Genomic DNA, 25,644 nt, shown 5'->3' with positions numbered 1-25,644 from the left:
GCAAGCCTCGCGCCGCCGGGCAAAAGGGGACTGACTACCCCAGCACGCGTCGTACGCAGGACTTAAACACCTTCACGCCGAGGGCCAGCGCGTCGCGGTCGAAGTGCATCTCCGGGTGGTGCAGGCCTGGCGTCAGGTTGGCTCCCAGCCCCCAGAAGCCACCTTTTATCTGCGGGCGCAGGCGCAGATAGTGGAAGAAATCTTCGCTGCCCGGCGTGCTTTTCGGCTCGGTTAACCCGGCGTCGCCAAGTACCTCGCGAATGGCGCTGGCAATCACGCCGGTAGCGTCCTCGTCAATAATCGCCGCTGGCATCTCTTTCAGAATACGGATATCAACGCTCGCGCCGTAGGCCTGGGCGCTGCTCTCAACTGCCCGCAGCACGCGCGCCTTCAGATCCGTCATGCCGTCGTTCTCTGCCGATCGCAGATCCCAGACCACTGTCGCCTCGGAAGGGATCGAGTTAGTCACCCCCGCATCGCAGAGGAAGCGGGTCGCTTTGGCGCTCCACGTAAGGGACGGCGACAGGTGAATGCCGTTAACCGCCTGCACCGCATGCGCCCCGGCGTCGAGGGCGTTGACCCCCAGGTGCGGACGGGCACCATGGGCCGCCTTGCCGTGGAAAACCGCCTCCACCGTGGCGGATGCAGAGTAGTACATGGCCGGAACCGCCTGCCCCATCGGGCACTCCTCCAGCGGGCGCAGGTGGAAGCCGAGCAGCATATCCACATCGTCGATCGCGCCGCCTTCGGTCATGGCGATCGCGCCAGTGCCCAGCTCTTCCGCAGGCTGGAAGAGGATCTTCAGCTTCCCCTGCTTAATGCCGCCTTCGGCAAGGATCTCCTGGGCGGTGGTTAACACCACCGAAGAGTGGCCATCGTGACCGCAGGTGTGGCGTGCAACATGCTGCCCATCGATGATATGCCCGAGGGCGTCCATATCGGCGCGCAGGGCCAGTACCGGCCCCGGAAGGCCGCTCTCCAGTACGGCAACAATGCCGGTGGTGCCGTTAATATTGCGGGTTACCTGGAACCCAGCGGCCTCCAGCTTATCGGCGATATAGGCCGAGGTTTTGAACTCCTCAAAACCCAGCTCGGGGATGTGATGCAGATAGTTAAAATGCTCTAAGGTTTGCGACACGGCTGACTCCTTGACTGCCAGGCAGATGAATTATTGGTTTTTTCAGGCAATAACGCGCATCACCAGCATGGCGATAACGGCGTTGAGAATGCTGACGCCCATCAGCAGCGGCCAGTATTTCTTCGGCACGTCAGCGACGCCGAGCAGGCGTCCCATGTACTGTAGCTGAGAGCCCATTAAAAAGATGGCCGGAGCCAGAATGGTGATCGCCGTGATATCCAGCGTGCCTTTGGTCAGCAGGCTCACCGCCACGCCGGTCCCCGCCGAGGAGGAGAGCCAGGCCGTCAGCAGCACGGTGATCGCCTCTCCCGGCAGGCCAAACAGCCCCATCAGCGGCGCACAGATCTTGCCGATAATCTGCATCACTCCCAGCAGGTTGAGCATCTCGGCAATGACGTATGCCATCAACACGTTCGGCATCAGGTTATTGATGGCGATATTAAACCCTTTGCGGGCGCCAACCACGAATATATCAAACGGGTTGCCGGAGACTTTAGCTTGATTACTCATGGGTGAAATCCTTCTTGTAAACAGTATTTAACGCCAGACGCACTATGGCGGCACCAACAAATTTCAGGACAAACATTAATACCAGAGGAATAATAATAGGGGTGGTGAGCGAGGCGAACATCGCCGAACCAATAGAGAAGTAGTTATTGATCAGGCCGGCACCGGAATATTGCCACGCCCCCATAATTACTACGTCCTTTCGGCTAATTTTATTGCTGTCGTACAGCTCTTTGGTGAGTGCTGCCCCCGCATCGGTGCTCTGAAGATCGGTAATCAGCGCCAGGCCGGTATAGCCAGGAATGCCGAGCAACGGACGCAGCAGCGGCGTCAGCAGCTTATGGGCCGCGCGGATCGCGCCGTAGTGGGTGAAGATTTCCAGCAGCCCGAGTGCCAGCATTACCGTCGGCACCAGCGACAGAGCGAAGAGGAAGCCCGCTTTAGCGCTGATGCCGCCGCTGCCGATGAAGGTGTTAGTCTCCGGCGACTTCATGGTGCCGAATGCCCCGCCGAGTGTAGTGAAGTCAAACGCCCCCAGCCATGCCATCCCCTCGACTTTAAAAAAGAAGCCGGAAAAGACCAGCAGAACAATAATCAGGGCGATCCAGGCTCCCGGCCCGACATGCCACTCATTTGCCTCTTCCTCTGCTGGACGCTCCAGCGTTTTTGATTCGCTCATCACTTCCCTCCTCCCCTAACAAAAAACAGGTTTAATTTTCTGTGCGTTTTCAATTAAGCAGAAACCATGCCTCAATAATCCGCAGCGAAAAAATAATTTATTTTAATAGTGACAGTTAAGAGATAAGTAAATTAACTTCTCTCACCTATACAGGGCACCAACCCGGTGCATCTGGCTTTTTATGGTGCGTATATTTTCTTAATTTTTTTGCAGCTGCAAAAATACCCGGAAATTCGATTATCTATAAACATTGGGGATTATAAATGCCTGCTGATGAATGTTATTGTTGCTTTCAGGTCAACAGACAGGAGCCAGACGCAATGTTTCATGAACGGCAGGTAGGCTATCTCTACGAGGTGAGTATTCAGGGCGGCATCCGCCGGGCTGCGGATATGCTGGGCATCAACCCCTCTGTTGTCAGCCGCCAGATAGCCCAGCTGGAGCGTGCACTCCAGCTCCCCCTGCTGGAGCGGCGCGGGCGTTCGGTGGTGCTGACCGAAGCGGGACGCCTGCTGGCGGCAGACTACTTCGAGAGCCGCCAGCGCCGAGAGAAGTTGGAGAGCCACCTGAAGGATCTGCGCCATATGCGCGGCGGCAGCGTCTCGGTAAAGATTGGCGGCGGATTGATTACGACCTTTATTGACGAGGTGATGTGCAACTTTGCGCGCTCTTATCCGCATGTGTTTGTGGATATCACCGTCGGCAGCATGCAGGAGATGCTCAACGAGATTGCCAGCGGTGATGCCGACATGGCGCTGGCGTTCGGCCCTATCGGCACGCCGGAGCTGAAGCGCCATAGCTTTCAGTGGGGGCCGATCTGTGCGGTCGTCTCTCCCACGCACCCCATCGCTACACGTACCTCTATAATTATTCAGGAGCTGACCGAATACCGGCTGATTGCCCTGACAGAGAACTTTGGCCTCCAGCGCCACATGAATGCGATGTTCAAAAGCGAGGGGCTGCAGTTCCACCCGGCCTACCGCTGCAACCTCTTCTCCACCGCCATGAGCCTAAGCCAGGCGGGGCTAGGGATCTCATTTATGACCGAATACGCCGCCGCCGGGCCGATCAGCCAGGGCTTGCTGAAAGCGGTGCCTCTCGATCACCCCATCGCCAGCAGCGCCCAGTGTCACCTGCTGCGTAATTCGGATCGTCGATTTACCCCGGCGGCGCACCATATGTGGCGACTGCTGCGGGATGCCTTTAGCGACAAGTGAAGTCGATGCGCAGTGTCAATCTCACCTACTCCACATCCTCTCGCCGCAGCCCCACATCTCTTAACCTTTCATCACTCATCTGCTTAAGAATGCGCTGCGCTTGTACTCGCAGATGCCATCTTTTGATTGCTCGCCAGAGCAGGACAAAGCCGATAAAGGGCCTTTTTCCTCTGTTTTCATGAAATTCCATTCTCTACCTCCTCGCGTTGACTGAAGCACTATTTTCAGCGAGATAGGCATAAACAATACAGACTCAAAAAACGATTTTGTTTTCCATACAGATGCGCTAAAACGGTATCTGAACAGCGTCATTAGCCCAGATCTGTACTGATTTTTTAATCTGTATGGTAAGAAACAAGGATACAGCATGGCACGTTACCAACTTCTGGCAGAGCTCTTAGCCGAGCGTATTGAGCAAGGCCTGTATCGTCATGGAGAAAAACTTCCGTCGGTACGCAGCCTGAGCCAGGAGCATGGGGTGAGCATCAGCACCGTTCAACAGGCCTACCAGACCCTCGAAACACGGCAGCTCATTACCCCCCAGCCGCGATCCGGCTACTTTGTTGCGCCGCGCAAGGTTCAGCCGCCGGTACCGCCGATGTCGCGACCGGTACAGCGTCCGGTTGAGATCACCCAGTGGGATCAGGTGATCGACATGCTAAAAGGCCACAGGGATAAAGAGATCATTCCCTTCAGCAGTGGCGCGCCCGATATCCAGCAGCCCAGCCTGCAACCGCTCTGGCGCGAGCTTAAACGCCTGGTGCAGCATAATCTCGACGAGGTTCTTGGCTATGACTCTCTGACCGGGCGTCAGGAGCTGCGGGAGCAGATCGCCCGTTTGATGTTAGACGGCGGCTCGGTGGTGAGCGCGGAGGATATCATTATCACCAGCGGCAGCCAGAGTGGGCTGTCGCTTGCACTCTTAACCGTATGCCAACCTGGGGATATCGTCGCCATTGAGTCTCCCACCTATTACGGCACCATGCAGCTTCTGCGCAGCCTGGGTTTAAAGGTCATCGAGATCCCCACCGATTCGGAAACGGGTATGAGCGTGGAGGCGCTGGAGCTGGCCCTTGCCCAGTGGCCGATTAAGGGGATTATTACCGTACCGAACTGCAATAACCCTCTCGGGTTTATTATGCCGGACGCACGCAAACGTGCGCTTCTTGCCCTTGCCCAGAGCCATGACATCGTGATTTTTGAAGACGATGTCTATGGCGAACTGGCAACGGACTACCCGCGCCCACGCACGCTCCACTCCTGGGATATCGATGGTCGGGTCATGCTGTGCAGCTCGTTTACCAAAACCGTTGCGCCGGGCCTGCGCGTTGGCTGGATTGTACCCGGCCGCTACCACGATCGCTTTTTGCAGATGAAGTACGCCGTGCTGGGTAGTAATGTCCCGGTGACTCAGCTGGCAGCGGCTAGCTTTATCAAAGAGGGGCATTACCATCGACATATCAGGCGGATGCGCCATTTTTACCAAAGCAATATGGCGATCTATTCCTGCTGGGTACGGGAGTATTTTCCGGAGGGGATCTGCATCACCCGACCGAAAGGCGGATTTATGCTGTGGGTGGAGCTGCCCGAACAAGTCGACATGGTCTGCGTGGCGCAACAGCTGTGCCGGCTGAAAATCCAGGTTGCACCGGGATCGCTGTTTTCGGCGTCAGGAAAGTATCGCAACTGCGTACGCATCAACTGTGCGTTGCCGCCAAACGAGAAGCATCAGGCGGTGATGGAGAAGCTGGGCAATGCGGTAAAAGTGGCGATGGAATAGCCCCCTCCCTGGCAGGAGGGGGACAATCATTTATTTACTCACAACCACCAGCTTCTGGTTCACAAACTCTTTGATCCCCAGATCCGACAGCTCGCGACCAAAGCCGGAGCGCTTGACGCCGCCAAACGGCAGCTCTGGTGCGGTATCGGTCAGGGAGTTGATGTAGACCATACCGGTCTCAATCCGCGATGCCAGCGCTTTTGCCCGGTCGATATTCTGGCTAAAGATAGAGCCACCCAGACCGTAGTTTGAGTCGTTCGCCAGCTTCACCACTTCGTCATCATCTTTGACCACATAAATCTGCGCTACCGGGCCGAAGAACTCTTCGAAATAGGCCGGATTGTCGCGGGTAATGTGGGTCAGAATGGTCGGCTCGAAGAAGTTACCCTCGCGCTCGACGGGCTTACCGCCAAGGTGCAGCTTCGCACCGTTTTTCACCGCCTCGTCAACCTGTTTGGTCAGGGTCTCCAGCGCGTCTTTTGACGACAGCGGCCCCAGAGTGGTGGTCTCATCCATCGGGTCGCCAATTTTCACCTGGCGGAAGGCTTCGGTATATTTCTCCAGGAACTTATCGGCAACCGCCTCCTGCACGATAAAGCGCTTCGCAGCGGTACAGACCTGCCCGGCGTTTTGCAGGCGTGCAGTGACACCCACCTCAACGGCTTTCTCCAGGTCGCTGTCGTCCAGTACCACAAACACATCGTTACCGCCCAGCTCAAGGGTCGCTTTCTTCAGTTTTTTAGCCGCCTGCGCCGCGACCGCGCTGCCCGCCGTTTCTGACCCGGTCAGGGCCACACCCTGCACGCGATCGTCGGCAATAATGGTGGAGACCTGATCTGAAGAGATAAACAGGTTTGTGTACGCCCCCTCTGGCGCGCCCGCTTCCCGTACCAGCTGCTCGAAGATTTCCGCACAGTGCGGCACGATGCTGGCGTGCTTAACGATAATCGGGTTACCGGCGGCCAGATTTGGGGCCAGGACGCGCATCAGCTGATAATAGGGGAAGTTCCACGGCTCCACCGCCATCAGCACGCCGATGGGGTGATGCTCAACCCAGGCGTCGCCCAGATCGGAAACGTATTTTACCGGTGCAAGGAAAGTATCAGCATTATCCGCGTAATAGCGCGCAATGTCGGCGCACAGTTTCACTTCGCCACGGCTCTGCTCAATCAGTTTGCCCATCTCCTGGGTGGCGATTTTCGCCAGCTCCTCGCTGCGCTCCTCCAGCAGATTGGCAAGCTTAAGCAGAACGGGCAGACGCTGTTGAATATCGCCCTTCGACCATGAGGAGTGGTATAGCGCATCTGCTTTTGTCAGCGCTGCCTCGACATCCGCGTCACTATGGGACGGATACTCTTTAACAAGCTGATTTGTAAATGGATTTACTGTCTGATAGGCCATCTCAAATACCTCCTGGTTAGCAGTAAAAGATGCTGATAAGGTTAATAAGGGTAGTTGAAACGTGTGATGATGCATGGATTATCCGGTATAAACGGACGGTTCTGAATCATCGGAATAGTGAAGAGTAGCCCAGCATTTGCGCGATGCGGCGTTCGCCTTCTACGCTTAAACGCATGGATAAAACCACTGACTACACATCATCGACTATGCATCGGGAGAGACCATGAGTGAAGAGACCATTCGCGGTATGGACCACATCGGCATTACCGTTCCGGACATCAAGCAGGCCACCACTTTTCTATGCGCGGCTCTGGGCGCGGAGCTGCTCTATGAGTCCGTCTCGCCCGGCCAGGAGATTGACCAGGACGCCCAGCAGCATACGCTGCGCCTTGCCCCGGGTACTCAGGTAAAAGCGGTCAGGATGCTCAAACTGCACAACGGTCCGGGCATCGAGCTTTTTGAGATGCAGGGGCCGGACCAGGATCGCCCCCCACGGGCAAGCGACTATGGTCTACAGCACTTTGCGGTCTACACCGATAACATTGAGCAGGCAACGCAACGCTTCGAAGAAGCCGGGGGGAAGATGTTTACCGAACCTAAGCCACTCACCTTCCCTACCGAGTACGGCGACGGCAATCAGTTCTGCTACGGAAGCACGCCCTGGGGCGGCATTATTGAATTTATCTCCCGCCCCACGCCGATGCCTTACGAAAAAGAGACCGCTTCGCGGCGCTGGAAACCCTGATTCGGATTTCTATTTAATCGTCAGGGATCTATGATGAACAGATGGATAAATTAGCCGAACTTAAACGCGCCAAGCGCCTGGCCCTGTCGCTGCTATTGATCGCTGCGGCAACCTTTGTCACCACGCTTTTTCTGCCGCCTGGCCGTCTGGTAGGCGCAGTGAAGGCGGTAGCCGAAGCGGCAATGGTGGGCGCACTGGCCGACTGGTTTGCGGTGGTGGCGCTGTTTCGCCGCGTGCCGCTACCCTTCATTTCCCGCCATACGGCGATCATCCCGCGTAATCAGGAGCGGATCGGCGACAATCTCGGCATCTTTGTGCAGGAGAAGTTTCTCGATACCCAGTCGCTGATTGCGCTGATACGCCGCCATGAACCCGCGCTAATGATCGGTACCTGGTTCAGCCAGCCGGATAACGCCCGTCGCGTAGGCCAGCACCTGTTACAGGTGATGAGCGGCTTTCTCGATCTCACCGATGATGCCCGCATTCAAAACCTGCTCAAGCGCGCCGTGCACAAGGCGATCGATAAGGTCGATCTCTCCGGCACCACCGCGCTGGTGCTGGAGAGCCTGACCAAAAACAACCGTCACCAGGTGCTGCTGGACTCGCTGATCGCCCAGCTGCTGACGCTTATCCAGCGCCAAAGCACGCGGGACTTTATCGCCCACCATATTGTACGCTGGTTGAAGACCGAGCATCCCCGCAAGGCGATGCTGCTGCCCACCGAGTGGCTGGGGGAGCAGAGCGCGGAGATGGTCTCCAGCGCGGTCAACTCCCTGCTGGATGACATCAGCCACGATCAGGCCCACCAGATCCGCCAGGCGTTTGACAAAGCGACCCTGAAGCTTATCGACCGACTGAAGAACGATCCCGAGATGGCCGCCCGCGCTGAGAGCACCAAAACCTATCTTAAAGAGGACGAAGCCTTTAACCGCTATCTGGGCGAGCTGTGGGGGGATCTACGCAACTGGCTGAAGGCCGACATGGAGGGTGAGAACTCAAAAGTGCAGCTGCGCATTGCCGAGGCCGGACAGTGGTTTGGCGAGACGCTGGTGGCGGATAGTGCCCTGCGCGCTTCGTTTAATCAGCACCTTGAGCAGGCCGCCCGCAGCGTCGCGCCGGAGTTTGCCCAGTTCCTGACCCGCCACATCAGCGATACGGTCAAGAGCTGGGATGCGAAGGAGATGTCGCAGCAGATCGAGCTGAACATCGGCAAAGATCTGCAATTTATTCGTGTCAACGGCACGCTGGTTGGCGGCACCATCGGGCTGATCCTCTGGCTCCTGTCGCAGCTGCCGGGGCTGTTTGCCAGCTAATCAGGCTGGCGGCGGTATCACGTAGCGTGTTGCCGCAAAGCGGTTGAGCAGCAGGTGTACCAAAAACACCAGCGTCAGGGTGATGAACAGCGACACGGTAACCGAGACGATACGGTAGAGATCGCTGAATACTAGATCCTGATTAGGGTGCATATTCTGGCCGAACATGATCCCAAGGGTGGTGATGCTGGCGAAGCCCACGCCCGCCCCCACCTTCTCCATGGTATGCAGCCGCGCACCAACCCCTAGCCCGAGACAGATCAGCGGCATCATCAGCAGCATGTGGCTGCTGTGATCGTAGAGCACCAGCTGGATCAGCAGAATATAGAAGCAGCCCAGCACTACCCCCGCGATTCGCCATATTGAGCTGAGCACCGCGCCACGGTAGCTCATCGGGAAGAGGCTGAGCACGCCCGCCATCAGCGCCGACAGCGAGTCGCTGAGGTTACACACCTGGAAAACGATAAAGATCACCGTTGCCACGGTGCCGGAGAGCAGCGACTCATGGCGGATGCGGGCAGCGTCTTTCTCGATAACCGGCGGGCGCATACGCGGCTCGACGTCTGGGATCAGGTAGTGCAGCAGCGCGCTCAGGCAGACCGCCATCACGCAGGCTTCAATATTAGAGAAGAACAGCACGTGCCAGTCGTTGGTGGGATAGCTCATAAAGTTGAGCATCGTGCTCTGGCACACCACGCCCATTGAGCCGAAGAGAAACAGCGGTCCCTGGCTCATAAAGCGAAAACGCACCACGTACAGGGCAAAGACCACCAGCGTCATGATCACCGGCCATTGCGACAGAAAGCCGATGATCAGCACCATCTCAATGCAGTTGATGACCGAGCTGAAGATAAACTGCCTCGCCACGTGGCCATTAAAGACCGGGACCAGCGACATCAGCATCAGCGGGTAGACCACAAAAAAGACGCCGTACTGGACGTTATAGAAGCTCGAGATACTCAGGGCCAGCGTCCCCGCCAGGGCAATGCGCAGCGTCTGGCGGAAATCGTTAGCCGAGTAGACGACCTTGTCGTGAGGCGAGAAAACGCGAGCCAGCGTACTAATAGACATAATGCAGCAGGCTAACCAGATGAATTTGCAGGCCCGAGAAGAAGTGGGCAAACGGGCCTTCGCTGTTGTAGAGCTGAACGGTGGCGCGTGCGCCGGTCGGCAGCGGCTGCGCCAGCGGTTCGTCCAGTACCACGTGGATACGCATCCGCTGGGCATCGCGCACCCAGCGGTTAGAGGTCTCCGGCTGGGAGAGATCGCCGTTTACCGCCTCCTGGCCCGCCAGGATCCCGGCATCGCGAGAGGTGACCCGGGCATGGAACACCTGACCCGGCAGGGCGTCAAAGACCACCGCCGCATCCGTTCCCGGTTTGGTGTGGCGCAGGCTCTTCTCACGGAAGTCGGCCACGATATCGGTATTGTTGCTCACCAGCGCCAGCGCTGCCGATCCGGCAGAGGCGTACCAGCCGGGGCTAAGCTGCAGGTTACTGATAGTGCCGTCGGCTTCGGCGCGGATCTGCGTCCAGCCAAGGTTAAGCTGCGCCTCTTCCAGCGCGTTCTGGTACTTCTGCAGGGTAACGTTACGGCTATCGTCCCGATCGCCACGCTGTATTTGCAGCGCGCGGATGTTTGCCAGCATGTTGCTGACCGACTGCTCGCTGGACTGCCACGCGGTGCGGACCTTATCGAGATCCTGCTGGGAGACGTTCTGCGTAGCGCTCAGGCGCTGATAGCGATCGAAGGTAGCCTTATCGTTACGGGCCGTAAGCTGGGCGCTGGTCAGGCTCGCCTGCGAGGCGGCGATCTGCGCATCCAACTGCTGATTGGTTAGATGCGCCTGACGCAGCGCGATCTGCGCCGCCTCGACGCGGTTGATAAACGGCGTACGATCCAGCTCAAACAGCAGGTCGCCCTTCTTTACCTGGCTGTTGTTGTGCACATAGACCTGCGCGACGTAGCCAGAGACGCGGGCGGAGACAGGTGAGACCACGCGCATCACGGTGGAGTCCGGCGTCAGCGGGATCCAGATATCCGCAACGATAAAATAGACAAACATCAGCAGGAAAGAGGCAATACTGACCCTTACCCAGCGGGCGAATTTTTGTTCAGGCGTCATCATAATTATTATGTCTTACGGTGTTAATGCAGATGATGCAGCGGCGCACCAGGCGCGCCAGCGGCGTCTATTGACAAAAGCGGGGTAAGCTAATGCTTATCAGAGGAACTATCAAGAAATGAACAGGTAAAGAGCATGGAATGTATAAAGTGATCTGCATCACATAACAAGCTTGTACATAAAGGGCCGGATCCGCCTTTCTCTGTCACAACCTGTCAATTAGCTATTTTAACATCTTACACAGTAACCGCTCTGTCGAGCGCTGGTCGATCATCCATAAAATTTCATTTTAGTTTTCTCAATACCTGCCGTTAATAACTGATAGCGCTCACCGATGGGCAGAGCAAAAAAATGATTAAGATCAAATAATAACGAATAGTAATAATAAGCGAGTCAACTTGTTAATCAGATATCTGATTCGACAGCGTACGTCTTACGTTTTTTTAAATTACATACAAACATGGCGATGAAAAGGTGTATCTATGTCAGCAGGAAGGATTCAATCGGCGTTTACACAAGGCATTGAGGGCCGTACCGTTCAAGATAAACCTCCCCTGGCCTCATCTATCTCCCCGCGGTTTACCTTAGAAAACGATGTGGCATTGGCCCCTGACGTTATCAAGCAACTAGAGGAAGCCAAAGCTAAGATCGATCACTATCAAAAAATTTATATCGATTGGGGTTTTTCTGCCGTTGATCCGCAGGGTAATGGCATTGTGCTTAATTTTTATGGCCCGCCGGGCACTGGTAAAACGCTGACTGCCGAAGCGCTTGCTGGATCGCTATCGCTCTCCATTTTGTCTATCAGCATTGCCGATCTGGAAAGTAAATTTATGGGAGAAACGGCGAAAAATATCGCCGCGTTATTCAAGCAGGCAGTAAACGAAAACGCCGTCCTGTTTTTCGATGAAGCCGATACGCTGCTCGGTAAAAGACTCTCTTCGGTAACACAAGGCATTGATAACGAAGTCAATGCAATGCGTTCAACGCTACTTATCGAGCTGGAAAAACATTCCGGCATCGTTATTTTCGCTACCAACTTCGTCAAGAATTACGACAGCGCGTTTTTAAGCCGTATTACCCACCATATTGGCTTTACGCTACCCGGCGAGAGTGAACGTAAGCATATCTGGAACAAACTCATCGTGGCCGCTATTCCCCTCTTTGGCGAGCGCGAAATGATTATCGACCAGGCTACTTCTCTTTCTGGTGGGCTTTCTGGTCGCGATATCCGTAATGCCATGCGACTGGCGCTGCCAAAAGCCGTTATGGAAACCGAAAATCAGGCGCTGGCTATGCACCATATCGAAAGCGCTATTAACCAAATCCGCGATGCCTACATTGCAATTACAAAAACACCGGCATCGGATATTCCTCCACACATTGACACAGCAAAAAAAATGCTCGGTTTGGGCTAAGGATAGAAAATGGGGTTTTTTAGTTCTTTAGGATCAGTTTGCTCTTCAGTAGGTTCAGCTTTTAGCAGCGCTATCTCCTCAGTAGGTCGCGCGGCCTCTTCTGCATTCAGTGCCGCCAAAGAGTATGCGACAAATGCTATTAGCTGGATGGCAACAAAAGCAGAAAGTTTTATGGGCAGCGTAAGTCAGATGTGGCAGCGCGTGAAGCCCTATATTGCTAAGGGCCGAAAAATTCTGCAGTTTGTCGGTAAAATGGTTAAAAACCCATGGGTAACAGCAGCCCTGGCGACGCTGGATAAGGCGCTGGCATTCCTGGAAAACATTGATAGAAGCCCTCTCGCACGTAAAGTCAAAAAAGCACTTGAATGGGTTATCGAGTGGTGTAAAGACGCTCATCAAAAACAGCTGGAAAAGGAAGAGCTAGAAGAGGCTCGCCGTCATGCCGCAGCGTTGGCCGAAGCCGAGAAGACGCTGCAAGGCGAGGAGCGCGACGCCGTTTCCGCGATGGCACTACTTAACAACTACATGATTGTTAAGGCTGAAGTAGACGCTGCCGTACAGAGTGATACGCTGCAAGACTTTGAGTACTTTCTGCGCCTGCGTGCAGTACAAAAATTGCTGGCCTTTTATGAAACCCGTATGGAAGAGGTGCGGGAGATTGGCGATATTGATGCGGACATGCAGTTCTTGATGTTTGCTGCCAACGCGATGATTGCCCAGGACGCAGAGTTCAGCGATGAGAATACGCTTCGCCTCGATGACCTGACTACGCGCAAATTTGGCAAGCCGATTATTCCATTCATTTTTGAAGAGATGATCATCGCCTGGGAAAAAAGTCGCCAGATACTGGAAAGCGAGTGGGAGAAAAATAATAACACCCTTGCTAAAGATCAGTTACTGCATAATCGCCTGGTGCGAGCACAGAAGTATGAAGAGCTAGACGCTGAAGAACTGAAATATCTTAACAGCTTGAAGGTTTCCCTTCCTCAGGATCGCCAAAATCTGGAGATGCTGGAAGACAGTCTTCTTGCCCGTCGTAATTACGTTAACGCTGCGGAAGGCTTTTTGCAAATGCTGGAAAAAGACGAGGCCACACTTATTGAGGAAGGCAAAGAGTACCTGCTCGAACAGGGCGCGGAAATTGGCCAACTGTTAATTAACTGCTCACAAGAAGAGCGTAGTTGGTCGGATCTATCTGCTGAAGAACAAATCTTAATTACTGACTTTGCAAATATTTTTGCCGCGGACTGTCAGAAACGCACTGAAGAAAATATGCTTGTCGAGGTAGCAGCATGAGTCTCTTTAACGAAATTCTCCATTTTCTCACTCCGGGCCTGGACGTTCTTCAACTCTTTTTCTTCTCGCTAATGCTGATTGCGATTGTTGCCACCATCTGGAGCGTCAAGCGTAATGCCAAAGAACAACGCTGGCAGCAGTATCTCGATAAAGGCGGTCTGAACCAGGTAAAAAATGGACTGAGCGCGGAGCTTGGCTCAGCAGCTGAGCTAAGCCAATCCGTCGCGACCAAAGCAGAAAAAGTTGCTGTTATCATGCCAGGCATGCTGTTAATCCTGGGTCTGCTTGGCACCTTTCTCGGGCTTGGTCTGGCGCTCGACAAGGCTTCCAATATCCTGCATAACTCAGATAACTCTATTGGCGCGATGGATAACTCCATGCGCGACTTAATGGATATGATGCAAGGGCTTGGAATCAAGTTCAAAACATCCACATGGGGCATTATTGCTTTTATTTTTCTGAAAACATGGGAGTCGTCAAACGGTTTTGAAGAGCGTCGTCTTAACTGGTGCCTTGTTAAACTTCAATCCGTTATTCAGGAGGCTAAACAGCAGAGTGCCGAAGAACGCTCGCAGTACCGCCTTGAGCAGCAACAGAATTTAGTAACGACTACCACGCAGATTGTAGCAGCCCTGCAACAGCAGACAGACGTGCTGCGGGATGAGTTTGTGCAGCAAGCGAAGCGTACAGAAGTTTATGAAGCGCAGCGTCACGAACATAATCTTGCCACCCTTAAAGAGATTGCCCAGATTAACGGCCAGTCGCGCAACTTACTGGAAACCTATACCACCAGTAGCCAGGAGAATTTGCACGCGCTACAGGAAGCGGCTGCGACCATGAGCGACGCCTCGCAAAAAGTAGCGGCGTCAGCGGAAAGCCTGCAAAGCGTGGTCTCGACACTGGGTAACGATCTCAACGTCACTATGGACAGCATCAAACAAGAGCTGTCACAAGTAGTGACAGAGATGAATACTGACTTCACCAATAACGTACAGAAAATGAGCGTCATGCTATCTGACTCAACGGCACAACTGAGTGCTACGATGTCAAATATTGAGGCTTCTCTGGGCGTTGCCATTACGAACATGGGCGACGCCTTTAGCAGCAATATGAGCGCCATGTCCAGCCAGCTCGTCTCAGCCACCACAGAAATTAGCGGCTCGGTCGATAAGATGTCTAACCAGATTGAGATGACTATGGCAACGGTTGCAGAACAGACCGAAGCCGCCGCGAAAATTCAGCTTCAAGCGATGGGCGAGTTTTCTGAAACCAGCGAAACGCTCAATATTAAAGTAGGCGCTATGACAAAATATATTGAGCGCGTAACAAAAGAGATTCAAACCGGACTCGCATCAGTTTCTGAAAATAACCGTAAGGCCGATCATAGCCTCAAATGCTTTAACCAAACGTTCGAAGCGTTGGGCAAAGTGCCAGAAGCCTTTGAGGGCATGTCGGGCCATATCAACGCGCTATGCACTCTTCTCACTCAGATCATTGAGCATCCTGCCATCGATAAAGATCGTCAGACCACTACATCCGCCATTACGGATATGCAGGGGAAAATGACCTCGCTATTGCATGAAGCAAGCCGGTTAAGAGAACTACTCGAAACTGAATATGTAGAGGCCTGACAGACTCTATGAAAGATAAACCAAACGAGTGGGTTTCTATCTCTGACCTGATGGCCGGCGTAATGGCTGTGGTCATGTTAATGCTCGTACTTTCGGTACTGCAAAATAAAGTGGCAGAAGTGAAGCGTGAGCAGGAAAAAAACAGCGGGTATGCAGCTCAGCAGCAAAAGCTGAACAACCTTATGCACGATATGCAAAAAGAGATGACTGACCAGGGAGAAGACTCACTGGTTGGTTTCGATTTAGCAAGTGGCAAAATTACCCTCAAAGATAAGATCTTTGCCCGGGGTAGTGCTTGCATTACCGATCAGGCTAAAGATGCGCTTGCCCGCCTCGCACCACGTATTGAGGAGTTCGTTACCGGCTCCTCAAATACGCAGGTTTTCGTTGAGGGCCATACGGACAATCTGCAGGTCAATAATCCTGTCACAGATGTAGTGCGCTTCTGTACCGTTTACGATGATAACTACACATTATCAGCGGCGCGTGCCAGGGAAGCCCGTAAGTTATTGATTGCAAATCTTAACGCTCAGCAGTCGCACCGCGTGATTGTGGCAGGCTTTGGTGACTCTCAGCCGCTGAATGGCATTCCTCCGGGCGATGAACGGAATCGCCGGGTCGAAGTACAGTTTCTGACACATGCAGTAGAGAATTAAATAAGGGTACCGGCGAACTATGAAATTTAGAACGGATAAAGACTTAGAGCTACTGCGCTACGCCGATAATGATATGTTAGAGGTGTTAGTAAACTATCTAACTAAAGATAAAGACGGTTCCGAGCGTTTAACAGAGTCGTTAACGGGCAATGAGGAGTTTAAAGCAGCCCGCGGTAACTACCGACAGGTCTGGAAGTTAATCGGGGCAGAGCTGCAGCATTTCGGTGGCGATACCTTTGTGAATCTCTTTCGCGGCAGCGGCGTAGTCTATAGAGAAATTCTCACCGATGTATGCAAGAAGCTATCGGTTAAAACAGATTTTAGCGCTGATATTGTCTCTATTGAGCAGGCTCTGTTAGCGAAGCTGTTTGCAGACTCCTGGGAAAAGATGAGCGAGGCTGAACGTCAGGCAATTCGTAAGCAGCTAAAAATTGACGGCTCGCTCACTAGTGGTGCCGCTTTAACCGCCATTATTAGCGCCATTCGTCTGGGCGGTTTTATGTCTTATCAGGTTGCCATGATCGTGGCTAATGCCGTAGCCAAGGCGCTGCTGGGCCGCGGCCTGGCGCTAGCCGCTAACGCTGGGCTGGCGCGTATGATCGGTATTTTTGCTGGCCCCGTCGGCATCGCTATCACCGCGCTGTTAACCATTCCTGCAATTAGCGGCCCGGCATTTCGCGTCACGCTACCCGCCGTGGTCCAGATTGCTGCTATGCGCCAGCAGCTCCTTAAAAAAGAGGAGGATATTTTCTGATGGATACCATTTTTACCTTTGACTGGCTTAAAGTTTATCCAGATGTCATGGAGGCATTGCAGAGCGGTAAAGCCATTCTACGCGATGGTGTCGCTTACTGGGCAGAAACGTCAGGAAAAAGCGGTATTGCACAGCATATGCCGCTTAAGCAATTGCCTTTTGATCCAGCCTCGCTTAACGATGTAACCCAGTTGATCAAATCTGCGCAAGCGGCGCAGTTTGCTGCAATTGGCCTGTCCACTGGGATCATTGTGGGAGCTATCGTCATACAGACTATGTATCTGGCGAATAAAATTGAAAAGCTGCAGGAAAGCATCGACATTATTTCAGCCGATATCAACGCTCAGAACGCCATCTTCTATATGGAGAAGCTGTCAAAATATTTTGGCGTTGTTGAATCTGCACGTGTGCTGTTGCTGGATAGAGCGCTGGTCAGCGAAACCGAAGAGATTGCTGCTCATCTCATTGCCCAGTTAGGAAACGAGCGTAACGAAGTACTGGCCCTTATCGATAACCTTATTGCCTATGCCGATAAGCTAAACGATCGTCATCTGGAGCAATTGTTAGATTTCATCACAATGGTGTTAGATGTTCTGCCCAAAGCAATTTACATCGAAAGCCAGCTTTGCGATCGCTATGGTAAGTTCCGACTGGCGGAACATCTGATGCGCGAAAATGGCAAACGGTACGGTATCACGCTAAACCATTATCGAAACTGGTGTAATCAGAAAGCTAAACGCGCTATTGCTGGTCATAGCGATCCCGAAGCACTGGCATTTCATAATAAAAGAACAGATTTAAAGCAGCTGTTCCAATCTGAAGACAATGCTGTACTTCTGGCACCGCTAAAATCGTTCGCGTTAGACAATACGATGGCGCGAATAAAATAAGCTGCCTCCGGCGGCTGAGCAGTCAGGCCCGGCAAGCCTGCGCCGCCGGGCATATCGGGCTATCTTCGCACACTTTTACTCGTCGAAGTACCAGTAGCCCTGGTTAATCAGCGCGGTGAGCTGGGCCACGCATGTTGGGTTACCGAGCGCCGCGCCCAGCTCGCTTTTACCAAGCGTGGTGTAGCGGCAGAGCGCATCCGCCGCTGCGGCATCGGACATCTCCAGCGGTTCGCTGTTGATAAATACGCTTTCGCCGACGTTCAGCACCCGCAGGCCGCTCAGGCGGGTCAGGAATTCACCCTCCATCAGGGCATCCAGTACCTCATCCTGCTCATAGGGCGGCTCGGCGGGTGCGATATCCAGCTCGTGGCGCGGCGTGGTTACAAAGCTGCCGAACCACTGCTTAAACGTTTCGGGCTGCTGGATCATCTCGATCATCATCGTACGCAGACGATCGAGTTCATAGGCCTCTACCCGACCCGGATGATCGCGGCAGGTGAGATCGGGATCGCTGTAGTGCTCGCCGCCGAGATCGTTTTCCAGAGCGTAATCAGCAAAGCTGCTGAGCAGATCCCGGCCGTTGGGTCCCCGGAAGCCGACGGAGTAGTTCAGCGCCGTAACATGGGTAATGCCGTCGTGCGGGAAGCCAGGCGGAATGTAGAGAATATCGCCCGGCTCAAGATCTTCATCGATAATCGGCGTAAAGGGATCAACGTGCAGCAGCGCCGGATGCGGACAGAACTGACGCATCGGCAGCTTGTCACCCACTCGCCAGCGACGGCTACCCATCCCCTGGATAATAAAGACATCGTACTGATCGATATGCGGACCTACGCCACCGCCCGGCACGGAGAAGGAGATCATCAGATCGTCCAGGCGCCAGTCCGGCAGCACGCGGAACGGACGCACAAGCTCGGCGGCGGGCATATGCCAGTGATTAACGGCCTGGGCCAGCAGCGACCAGCCCGTTTCACCCAGGTTATCAAAGTGCTCAAACGGCCCGTTGCTGGCCTGCCACTGGCCGTTGTGATAGCTGACCAGGCGGCTGTCTACCTCCGGCTCCATCGCCAGCCCTGCCAGCTCGTCGGGGGTGATGGGATCAACGAAGTTGCGCAGCGCGTTTTTTAAAACAACCGGTTGTTTTTGCCAGTATTTTTCCAGAAATTCCGGCCAGTTCAAATCGAGTTGGTAAGCCATAGGTTCACACCAGAGAGAGGACAAACGACCCTGATTATAAGGAGGTCGTTACCACTGCCGCCTTGTCATGGGTCAAGAGTCTGGCGAACCCACTATTTCTAAATAGCTCTTTGAGTTTTTCTAAATAGCCAACGGAAGAGCACTGTATATAATTACAGTTATTCTCTCTCGGCGTATCGCCTTTGTCTCTTTAAGGAGCCGTTATCATGACAGATGAAAATTGTCTTGTAGACCCCGTTACGCAACGCCGTTTAACCGTCAGCTATGCGACACGCTTTCATGACCATGCTCATGTGCCAGCCATCACCATAAAGGGCCAGTGGCTGGAAGAGGCCGGCTTCTCAACCGGCACAGAGATGGATGTTCGGGTGCTAAATGGCTGTATTGTGCTGATCGCCAAACCCGTAGAAGAGGAGCTGATTCGCTCGGTACGGAAAATCAGCAAACTTTCTGCACGAAAGCAGCGCCAGGTGCAGGATTACATTGACCTGGTCGCGGCGAAGAAACGAGTAAATTAAGCGTCTTGCGGCTGCGAATGGGTCGCGGGTTCGCAGCGTGCCTGCAAGTCCTGCGTAAAAGCAGCGCTCAGCGTTGCCGGGGCCACAATGCGGATGTCAGGCAGCCAGTAGCGTAACCAGCGAAACAGCGTGTTCTGGTCGCTGATCGCCGTTGTAATGGTAATGCTCCCGTCCCGGTGCTCCTCCAGCAGGCGCTGGGCAGGAAAGAGCGGTCGGCGCGTCACGAACGTGGCTGCATGGGCAGAGACATGCAGCGTCACGTCGGTCCTTTTCCCAAAGCGGATGCCGGGAGTAGTATCAAGCTCCTCAATGACGCTGGCGTCCGGCTCGAATGTGGCCTGCGTGATGGCAAACTCTGCAATGCGCGCCAGTTCGAACGACTTCAGACAGCCCTCCTCTACCGCCGCCAGATACCAAAGGCCATAGTGGTTAATGAGACGATACGGCTGCAGGCGACGGGATTTTTCACGGTAAAAACAGGCAACTTCAGTGCGGGAGGTAATCGCCTTATCGAGGCTATTCATCAGATCGCCATACTGCTGGTTCTCCCGGCTGCTGGCGCCGTGGATCGCAATATTGTCAGCGCTGTTCATACGCTTACGCAGAGAGTGTCCATCATGATGCGGAAAAAGGTGCGCAACGCCAGCAAAGCTGGCGAACTCGGCCAGATGGCCCGTATGGAGCGATGGCAGCAGGTTCGCTGTCAGCTTAAAACGCCCGCTTGATACCTCGTCCAGCACGTGGGCAAGCCTGGCGAGATCCCGGTAGGCCGTTCGCTCCGCAATGCCAAACCGCTCGCAAAGCCAGGTTTTATCGATGGTGACGCCCTGGTAGAGCGCGCCAAAGGTTTCGCACAGGCGCTCAATGAGCAAATCGTATTTTGTACTGCCGTTATCCTTCATTGTTTACGTCCCGAAAGAGAAGGTCCTGAAAGGCGTTAAGATCTAATAATTAACGGCAGGCGCGTTGAAAACTATAATTATTTTTTTTAATTGAGTATTTACTCACTATAAAATTCATACTTTTTATTGATGGCGTGCTTCATATATAAACAACTCTAATAATTTTTTATCACTCTTTAGCAATACCTAACTGGAAAAAGGGATTGCCAGCACTATACTTAACCAAAATTCACTAAAATATATCTATAGCTCTGTTTCTATTAAAAATTGCTCATGCAAAAGCATGAGGGAAAATATAACCCCTTGGATATACGCTTAAATTTCTTAAAGTTTTAACCGTTACCGCTTCGGTAAATTGCGCTGCCCGTTATAAAAATTGATATTCGTTGGTTACGGATCACAAAAAATAAAAAACGCAGGAGAGAACGGGATGCCTATATTTGACAGCTTTTGGCAGGGGGGGTATGAGGGTGCCGATCACCGTAACGGTCAAGGTATGCCGCTCTCAATGAACGACATTACCGGGCACAATGCCAGAGTGCTAAGCGATTATATTTCTTTAAAGAAGTTAAATATTTCAACGGTACGGGAGAGCGTAGGCTGGCGTCTCGTTGAGCAGCCTCACGGATATGATTTTTCATCCGTTGCCGAAAAGATGCAGGCCGCAAACGAGGCTGGAGTACAAATCTGCTGGACGATCTGTCACTACGGCTGGCCGGACGATACCGATATTTTTTCACCCGATTTTGTGCCGCGCTTTGCGCGGCTCTGCGGAGCGCTGGCCCGTTTTTTAGCCCCCTGGTACATCTCTGCGCCCGTCTACTCGCCGGTCAATGAGATCTCGTTTACCAGCTGGAGCCTCTCGGTAGGGTTTTTCCGCTGCTCTGCGCCACCGGGCATTACTACCGGAGAAGAGAGCAAGCGCCAGCTTGTACGCGCAACGATTGCAGCCTGTGACGCTATCTGGGCTGCCGATCCCCGTGCACGCATTTTACACTGCGACCCGATTATTCATCTGGCCGCGCCGGATGAGAGTCCGGAATCGTTGGCCGCTACAGTAGGCCATTACAATTCACAGTATCAGACCTGGGACATGCTCTCGGGAAGAATAGAACCGGAGCTGGGCGGGGCATCCCGTTACCTCGATCTCATTGGCGCGAACTACTATCACGATAACCAGTGGGAGAGTGGCAGCAACGCACGCCTGTGGTGGCATCTTGGCGATCCCCGGCGAGTCCCCCTTAGCCACATGTTACAAACGCTTTACCGTCGTTATGAGCGCCCGATCCTGCTGGCTGAGACCAGCCACGTTGGCAGCGGACGCGGGGCATGGATAAGCCAGATAGCGGCAGAGGTAGCCCAGGCGCAGCTGGCAGGCGTCGCGCTACATGGGGTATGTCTTTATCCCGCCATCGATCGGCCCGACTGGGAGGATTTGAGCCGTTGGCATCGCAGCGGACTATGGGAACTTGACCATCAGGGCACGGACCCACTGGCACGCATACTTGATCCTGTTTATGCCGCCGCTTTGCAAAAGGCGCAGCACACACTGGGTCTGTTCCAATCCCGATTATGCGATCTGAATGACGCTAAGAATAGTAGCGACCCTATGAAAAAACTGTATATCTTTAGCCATCTGCGCTGGGACTTTGTCTTTCAGCGCCCGCAGCACCTCCTGACCCGGCTGGCGAAGCACTACCAGATCTACTTTATTGAAGAGCCCACGTTCGCGCCTCCGCCCGCCAGCTTAAGCCTGACGCACCCTGCGCCCAATGTGACCGTGATAAAACCGCATACGCCGCTTCAGGTGCATGGCTTTCATGATAGCCAGATAGCCTATCTCCAGCCGCTGCTGGCGGATATTGTTGATGAAAATGAGTCGCCGCTGGTCTGGTTCTACACGCCGATGGCGCTGCCGCTGCTGGCGGTCTTTAACCCTTCGCTGGTGATCTACGACTGCATGGATGAGCTGGCCGCGTTTGAGAATGCGCCCAGACAGCTTCTGCAGCGCGAATCGGCCCTGCTTAACCGGGCTGAGTTGGTCTTTACCGGCGGGCCCAGCCTCTATAAGGCAAAGTCGGAGCGACATGAGAATATCCACTGCTTTACCAGCAGCGTGGACGCCATCCACTTTGAGCAGGCGCTTGACCGCAATAACTATCATCCGCTGATCAAGGATCTGCCGCACCCGCGTCTTGGGTATTGCGGCGTCATCGACGAGCGGATGGATCTCGATCTGCTGGCGGCCATTGCCGATGCTCACCCGGAGTGGCAGGTCATAATGATCGGGCCGGTGGTCAAAATCGATCCGGCAAGCCTGCCCCAGCGCCCTAATATTCACTATCTCGGTATGCAGCCTTACCAGGCCCTGCCCCATTTTCTGGCCGGGTGGGATGTCTGTCTTATGCCGTTTGCCCTCAACGCCTCAACGCGCTTTATCAGCCCGACCAAGGTACTCGAATACATGGCTGCGCTGCTCCCGGTGGTCAGTACAGCGATCACCGACGTGGTCGAGCCCTATAAGCATGTGGTGGCCATCGGCTACGATCGCGCGGGCTTTGTGCGCGCCTGCGAAAAAATGCTCGCTCTGACGCCCGAAGCCAGGCAGACGATGCAGCGTGAGATGAAGCGGATCGTTGACAGCACCTCCTGGGACGTCACGGCGCAGGCCATGCACGGCCTGATTGAGAAAGAGCTGGCAAAATCGGCCCTGCAACGCGTAGCCACCCCTACCGCGCAGGCGGCCAATGACGCAGCACGTAAAAGCACGGCGCTGAAGCTCAAACCCTCCCGCAGCGAAAACGCCATCCCTGCCCGCTGCCTGATCCTCGGCGGCGGCCCCACGGGGTTGAGCGCGGCATATCACTACGGCTCGCAGGCGGTTCTGCTGGAGCGCAACGAGAGCGTCGGCGGGTGGTGCCGCTCCATTGAAGATGGCGGTTTTACCTTCGACTATGCCGGGCACATCATGTTCTCGAACGATCCCTATGTGCTGGAGCTGTATGACATGCTGCTGGGTGACAACCTGCACTGGCAGATGCGCGAGGCCTGGATCTACACCGATGGCGTCTACACGCGCTATCCCTTCCAGGGGGCGCTGTATGGTCTGCCGACCGAGACCATTAAAGAGTGCATTCTCGGCGCAATTGAAGCCAAGTACAGCAGTACGGCGCAGGAGCCACCGGAGAATTTTGAGCGCTTTATCTATCAGGTCTGGGGCGCGGGTATCGCCAGGCATTTTGCCATCCCCTATAACCAGAAGCTGTGGACCGTGCCGCTCTCCGAGATGGAGACCTCATGGCTTGGCGGACGCGTGCCGCTGCCGGATCTGGCCCAGATTGTTGAAGGTGCAGTAGAGCCGGTCGGCAAACCGATGGGGCCTAACGCTCGCTTTGGCTACCCGTTGAAAGGTGGCTTCCAGGCGCTGATGTCAGCTTTTCTACCGCATATCAAAGGCGTGGTTGAGACCAGCAGTGAGATTACCCACATACTGGCCAACCAGCACATCGCGGTTCTCGCCGACGGCAGGCAGTTCCATTATGAGAAGCTGATTAGCACCATGCCCCTGCCGGAGTTGATCCGCATTATTGGCGATGAGGCCCCGGACGAGGTCATTGCGGCGGCGAACGGGCTGCACCATGTCTCGGTGCGCTGTGTAAACCTCGGCATTGGCCGGGCGAACCTCACCGATAAGCACTGGATCTACTTTGCTGGCGACACCATTTTCCACCGTATCTTTGTGCAGGGTAATACCAGCCCTGAGTGTAATCCGCCGGGCGGCTGCGGCCTGACCTGCGAGATTACCTACTCCGAGCATAAGCCGCTGCCGGTTGATGGTCAGGCGCTAATTGACCGCTGTATTGCCGAGTGCATTGAGATCGGCATCTTTACCGCGGAAGATGAGGTGCTGGTCGCTAACCAGCTGGATATTCCCTATGCCTATGTGGTTTACGATCACGAGCGGTCGAAAAACGTCGAGACGGTGCGTCAGTGGCTGCTGACTCAGGATATTGTGCTCGCAGGCCGCTACAGCGAGTGGGAGTATTACAACTCCGATCATGCGTTTATTGCCGGAAAAAATGCCGCTGAGAAGGTGAAAAACAGCGTCAGCCGGCGCGGAACAGGCGCTTAAGCCATAAAAAAACCCGGAAGATATCTTCCGGGTTTTTTGTCTCTTACCGACGATTACGGCGCTTTTTTAGCGGCGTCATTTTCAATCGGCGGAACCGAACCGAGGTCAGTACCGGTTACCGGATTAACCGACGGGTCAGATGCGGTACGCAGCTTCATTGCATCCAGGTTCGCTTGCTGCGGCCCCGGCAGCACGACGCTTGGTAAGCCATCACCACCGTCAACGGCAGGCTGTGGGTTAGTCACGTAGTCGAAGTTCTCGTCTGAGTTCCAGCTACCGCGCACTTCACCACCTTCAGACATATCAAAGTAGGTGTTAGCGTACTTCTCGATCGGCGGCAGTTTTCCTGGCGGGAAGTTGTTGCGGATCGAGTAGAGCGCTTTTTCAAAGGAGATCTGGTGCGCTACTTCGCGAGTCATCAGGAAGCCCAGCGCATCTTTTACGCCTGGATCGTCAGTCATGTTGATCAGACGTTCATAGATGATTTTTGCGCGTGCTTCAGCGGCAATGTTAGAGCGCAGGTCAGCGGTTACTTCACCGATGGTATCGATATAGGCTGCAGTCCACGGGAAGCCTGCAGAGTTGGTCAGCGACGGGCCACCGCCATACAGCAGCGCGGTCAGATGGCTGTCATTGCCGTTCCCGGTGATTTTGCGATAAAGCTCAGCTTCTTGATCTGTGCCTTCCGCCAGGTCGCCTTTCGCGCCCTTGTTGAGCATCCCTACCAGAGAGCCGATAATTTCGAGGTGGCTTAGCTCTTCAGTAGCGATGTCCATCAGCATATCTTTACGGCCCGGATCGTCATCCCCTAGCCCCTGAGTAAAGTAGCGGCAGGCTGCGGCCAGTTCACCCTGTGGTCCACCAAACTGCTCAAGCAGGAGGTTTGCCAGCCCCGGATTTGGCTCGGCAACGCGTACTGTGTACTGTAATTGCTTTACATGTCTGAACATAGGCTCACTCCAGTGATTATTTATTTTTCAGCAAGATCAACATTCGCTGGTTCAAGAATAAATAAATGCTTAAATATGAAACCCTTAAGTTTTCATATAAAGTCGTCGTGCAGGTTATAAGGATAGCCCATGATTGAAATTCAGCTGCGGTATTGAATCATCCTTAAGATTTTAAGATTTGTCTTAAGATTAAAGGTGGGTATAAATAATGCATTAAGAAATAAAAACTTACACAAATAATCACTAAGTTATTCAACGTCTACTACCCAATGCAATATGACGCTTTTATCCATATTCTACAAAAAGATACTCCTGCAAGATTTATAACAGATGTTTAACATCGCCAGTATTGATCTCTTCTGCTCTCGGCATCCATAACTTTCCCCATGAGTATT

At 54.0% G+C, this 25,644-nt stretch carries 22 protein-coding genes; 12 read left to right on the top strand and 10 right to left on the bottom strand.

What is annotated here, in order from left to right:
- Nucleotides 1–34: 34 nt before the first annotated feature.
- Genes RTM13_RS13805 through RTM13_RS13795 form a run of 3 tightly spaced genes read right to left on the bottom strand, consistent with a single transcriptional unit; the run spans nt 35 to nt 2,324 of the window.
- Nucleotides 35–1,138: a M20 peptidase aminoacylase family protein gene (locus tag RTM13_RS13805; RefSeq protein WP_312212559.1), complete on the bottom strand. Its 1,104-nt coding sequence runs from the start codon at nt 1,136–1,138 to the stop codon at nt 35–37.
- Between the two features lie 42 nt (nt 1,139–1,180).
- The gene (locus tag RTM13_RS13800; RefSeq protein WP_312212558.1) at nt 1,181–1,648 is read right to left on the bottom strand and encodes a YjiG family protein; all 468 of its coding nucleotides are present in this window, start codon (nt 1,646–1,648) and stop codon (nt 1,181–1,183) included.
- Entirely contained in the window at nt 1,641–2,324 is a 684-nt protein-coding gene (locus RTM13_RS13795; protein WP_312212557.1) for a nucleoside recognition domain-containing protein, read from the bottom strand. The genes RTM13_RS13800 and RTM13_RS13795 overlap by 8 nt, the downstream gene beginning before the upstream one ends.
- A gap of 320 nt (nt 2,325–2,644) precedes the next feature.
- On the opposite strand from RTM13_RS13795, the gene RTM13_RS13790 reads away from it, so the two are divergent.
- Complete coding sequence (locus RTM13_RS13790; RefSeq protein ID WP_312212556.1) at nt 2,645–3,541, top strand: LysR family transcriptional regulator; 897 nt, start codon at nt 2,645–2,647, stop codon at nt 3,539–3,541.
- Between the two features lie 25 nt (nt 3,542–3,566).
- Here the strand turns inward: RTM13_RS13790 and RTM13_RS13785 are convergent, their stop codons facing one another.
- Nucleotides 3,567–3,731, bottom strand: coding sequence for a DUF1127 domain-containing protein (locus RTM13_RS13785; RefSeq protein WP_312212555.1), 165 nt, complete (start codon nt 3,729–3,731; stop codon nt 3,567–3,569).
- Nucleotides 3,732–3,908: 177 nt separating this feature from the next.
- On the opposite strand from RTM13_RS13785, the gene RTM13_RS13780 reads away from it, so the two are divergent.
- Nucleotides 3,909–5,321, top strand: coding sequence for a PLP-dependent aminotransferase family protein (locus RTM13_RS13780; RefSeq protein WP_312212554.1), 1,413 nt, complete (start codon nt 3,909–3,911; stop codon nt 5,319–5,321).
- A 30-nt stretch (nt 5,322–5,351) separates the two neighbouring features.
- On the opposite strand, the gene RTM13_RS13775 is transcribed toward RTM13_RS13780, so the two are convergent.
- The gene (locus tag RTM13_RS13775; protein ID WP_312212553.1) at nt 5,352–6,722 is read right to left on the bottom strand and encodes an NAD-dependent succinate-semialdehyde dehydrogenase; all 1,371 of its coding nucleotides are present in this window, start codon (nt 6,720–6,722) and stop codon (nt 5,352–5,354) included.
- 223 nt (nt 6,723–6,945) lie between these two features.
- On the opposite strand from RTM13_RS13775, the gene RTM13_RS13770 reads away from it, so the two are divergent.
- Entirely contained in the window at nt 6,946–7,467 is a 522-nt protein-coding gene (locus RTM13_RS13770; RefSeq protein WP_312212552.1) for a VOC family protein, read from the top strand.
- A gap of 41 nt (nt 7,468–7,508) precedes the next feature.
- Nucleotides 7,509–8,780 carry a DUF445 domain-containing protein gene (locus tag RTM13_RS13765; RefSeq protein ID WP_312212551.1) on the top strand — a complete coding sequence of 424 codons (1,272 nt, stop codon included), beginning with the start codon at nt 7,509–7,511 and terminating at the stop codon, nt 8,778–8,780.
- On the opposite strand, the gene RTM13_RS13760 is transcribed toward RTM13_RS13765, so the two are convergent.
- Both RTM13_RS13760 and RTM13_RS13755 read right to left on the bottom strand, forming a co-directional pair.
- Nucleotides 8,781–9,851 carry a DUF2955 domain-containing protein gene (locus tag RTM13_RS13760; RefSeq protein WP_312212550.1) on the bottom strand — a complete coding sequence of 357 codons (1,071 nt, stop codon included), beginning with the start codon at nt 9,849–9,851 and terminating at the stop codon, nt 8,781–8,783. It abuts the gene before it with no gap.
- Nucleotides 9,841–10,908: an HlyD family secretion protein gene (locus tag RTM13_RS13755; protein WP_312212549.1), complete on the bottom strand. Its 1,068-nt coding sequence runs from the start codon at nt 10,906–10,908 to the stop codon at nt 9,841–9,843. Before RTM13_RS13755 ends, RTM13_RS13760 begins: the two co-directional genes overlap by 11 nt.
- Before the next feature lie 479 nt (nt 10,909–11,387).
- On the opposite strand from RTM13_RS13755, the gene RTM13_RS13750 reads away from it, so the two are divergent.
- From RTM13_RS13750 to RTM13_RS13725, 6 genes are read left to right on the top strand one after another with little or no spacing between them, the layout of a single operon-like run.
- Entirely contained in the window at nt 11,388–12,323 is a 936-nt protein-coding gene (locus tag RTM13_RS13750) for an ATP-binding protein (protein ID WP_312212548.1), read from the top strand.
- 9 nt (nt 12,324–12,332) lie between these two features.
- Entirely contained in the window at nt 12,333–13,619 is a 1,287-nt protein-coding gene (locus tag RTM13_RS13745) for a hypothetical protein (RefSeq protein WP_312212547.1), read from the top strand.
- Nucleotides 13,616–15,250, top strand: a complete 1,635-nt coding sequence (locus RTM13_RS13740) for a hypothetical protein (protein WP_312212546.1) — start codon at nt 13,616–13,618, stop codon at nt 15,248–15,250. Before RTM13_RS13745 ends, RTM13_RS13740 begins: the two co-directional genes overlap by 4 nt.
- Before the next feature lie 8 nt (nt 15,251–15,258).
- Nucleotides 15,259–15,906, top strand: coding sequence for an OmpA family protein (locus RTM13_RS13735; protein WP_312212545.1), 648 nt, complete (start codon nt 15,259–15,261; stop codon nt 15,904–15,906).
- 19 nt (nt 15,907–15,925) lie between these two features.
- Complete coding sequence (locus tag RTM13_RS13730; RefSeq protein ID WP_312212544.1) at nt 15,926–16,660, top strand: DUF3944 domain-containing protein; 735 nt, start codon at nt 15,926–15,928, stop codon at nt 16,658–16,660.
- Entirely contained in the window at nt 16,660–17,550 is an 891-nt protein-coding gene (locus RTM13_RS13725; protein WP_312212543.1) for a hypothetical protein, read from the top strand. The genes RTM13_RS13730 and RTM13_RS13725 overlap by 1 nt, the downstream gene beginning before the upstream one ends.
- Before the next feature lie 75 nt (nt 17,551–17,625).
- Here RTM13_RS13725 and RTM13_RS13720 read toward each other — a convergent pair whose 3' ends face one another.
- Nucleotides 17,626–18,747 (bottom strand): cupin domain-containing protein, encoded by a 1,122-nt coding sequence (locus RTM13_RS13720; protein WP_312212542.1) that lies wholly within the window; start codon nt 18,745–18,747, stop codon nt 17,626–17,628.
- 206 nt (nt 18,748–18,953) lie between these two features.
- Between RTM13_RS13720 and symE the strand changes: the two genes are divergently transcribed.
- A complete protein-coding gene (symE, locus tag RTM13_RS13715) occupies nt 18,954–19,265 on the top strand; it encodes an endoribonuclease SymE (protein ID WP_312212541.1) in 312 nt (103 codons plus the stop codon).
- Here symE and RTM13_RS13710 read toward each other — a convergent pair.
- On the bottom strand, nt 19,262–20,167 hold the full coding sequence (locus tag RTM13_RS13710) for a WYL domain-containing protein (protein WP_312212540.1): 906 nt from the start codon (nt 20,165–20,167) through the stop codon (nt 19,262–19,264). The genes symE and RTM13_RS13710 overlap by 4 nt on opposite strands.
- Nucleotides 20,168–20,597: 430 nt before the next feature.
- On the opposite strand from RTM13_RS13710, the gene RTM13_RS13705 reads away from it, so the two are divergent.
- A complete protein-coding gene (locus tag RTM13_RS13705; protein ID WP_312212539.1) occupies nt 20,598–24,299 on the top strand; it encodes an NAD(P)-binding protein in 3,702 nt (1,233 codons plus the stop codon).
- A gap of 53 nt (nt 24,300–24,352) precedes the next feature.
- Here RTM13_RS13705 and RTM13_RS13700 read toward each other — a convergent pair whose 3' ends face one another.
- The gene (locus RTM13_RS13700; protein ID WP_312212538.1) at nt 24,353–25,249 is read right to left on the bottom strand and encodes a manganese catalase family protein; all 897 of its coding nucleotides are present in this window, start codon (nt 25,247–25,249) and stop codon (nt 24,353–24,355) included.
- Nucleotides 25,250–25,644: the final 395 nt, after the last annotated feature.

The organism is Pseudescherichia sp. (genome assembly GCF_031979925.1).
Lineage (GTDB): Bacteria > Pseudomonadota > Gammaproteobacteria > Enterobacterales > Enterobacteriaceae > Pseudescherichia.
Note: the sequence above shows the minus strand (reverse complement) of the source record. Positions and strands in the feature narration are given on the sequence as shown.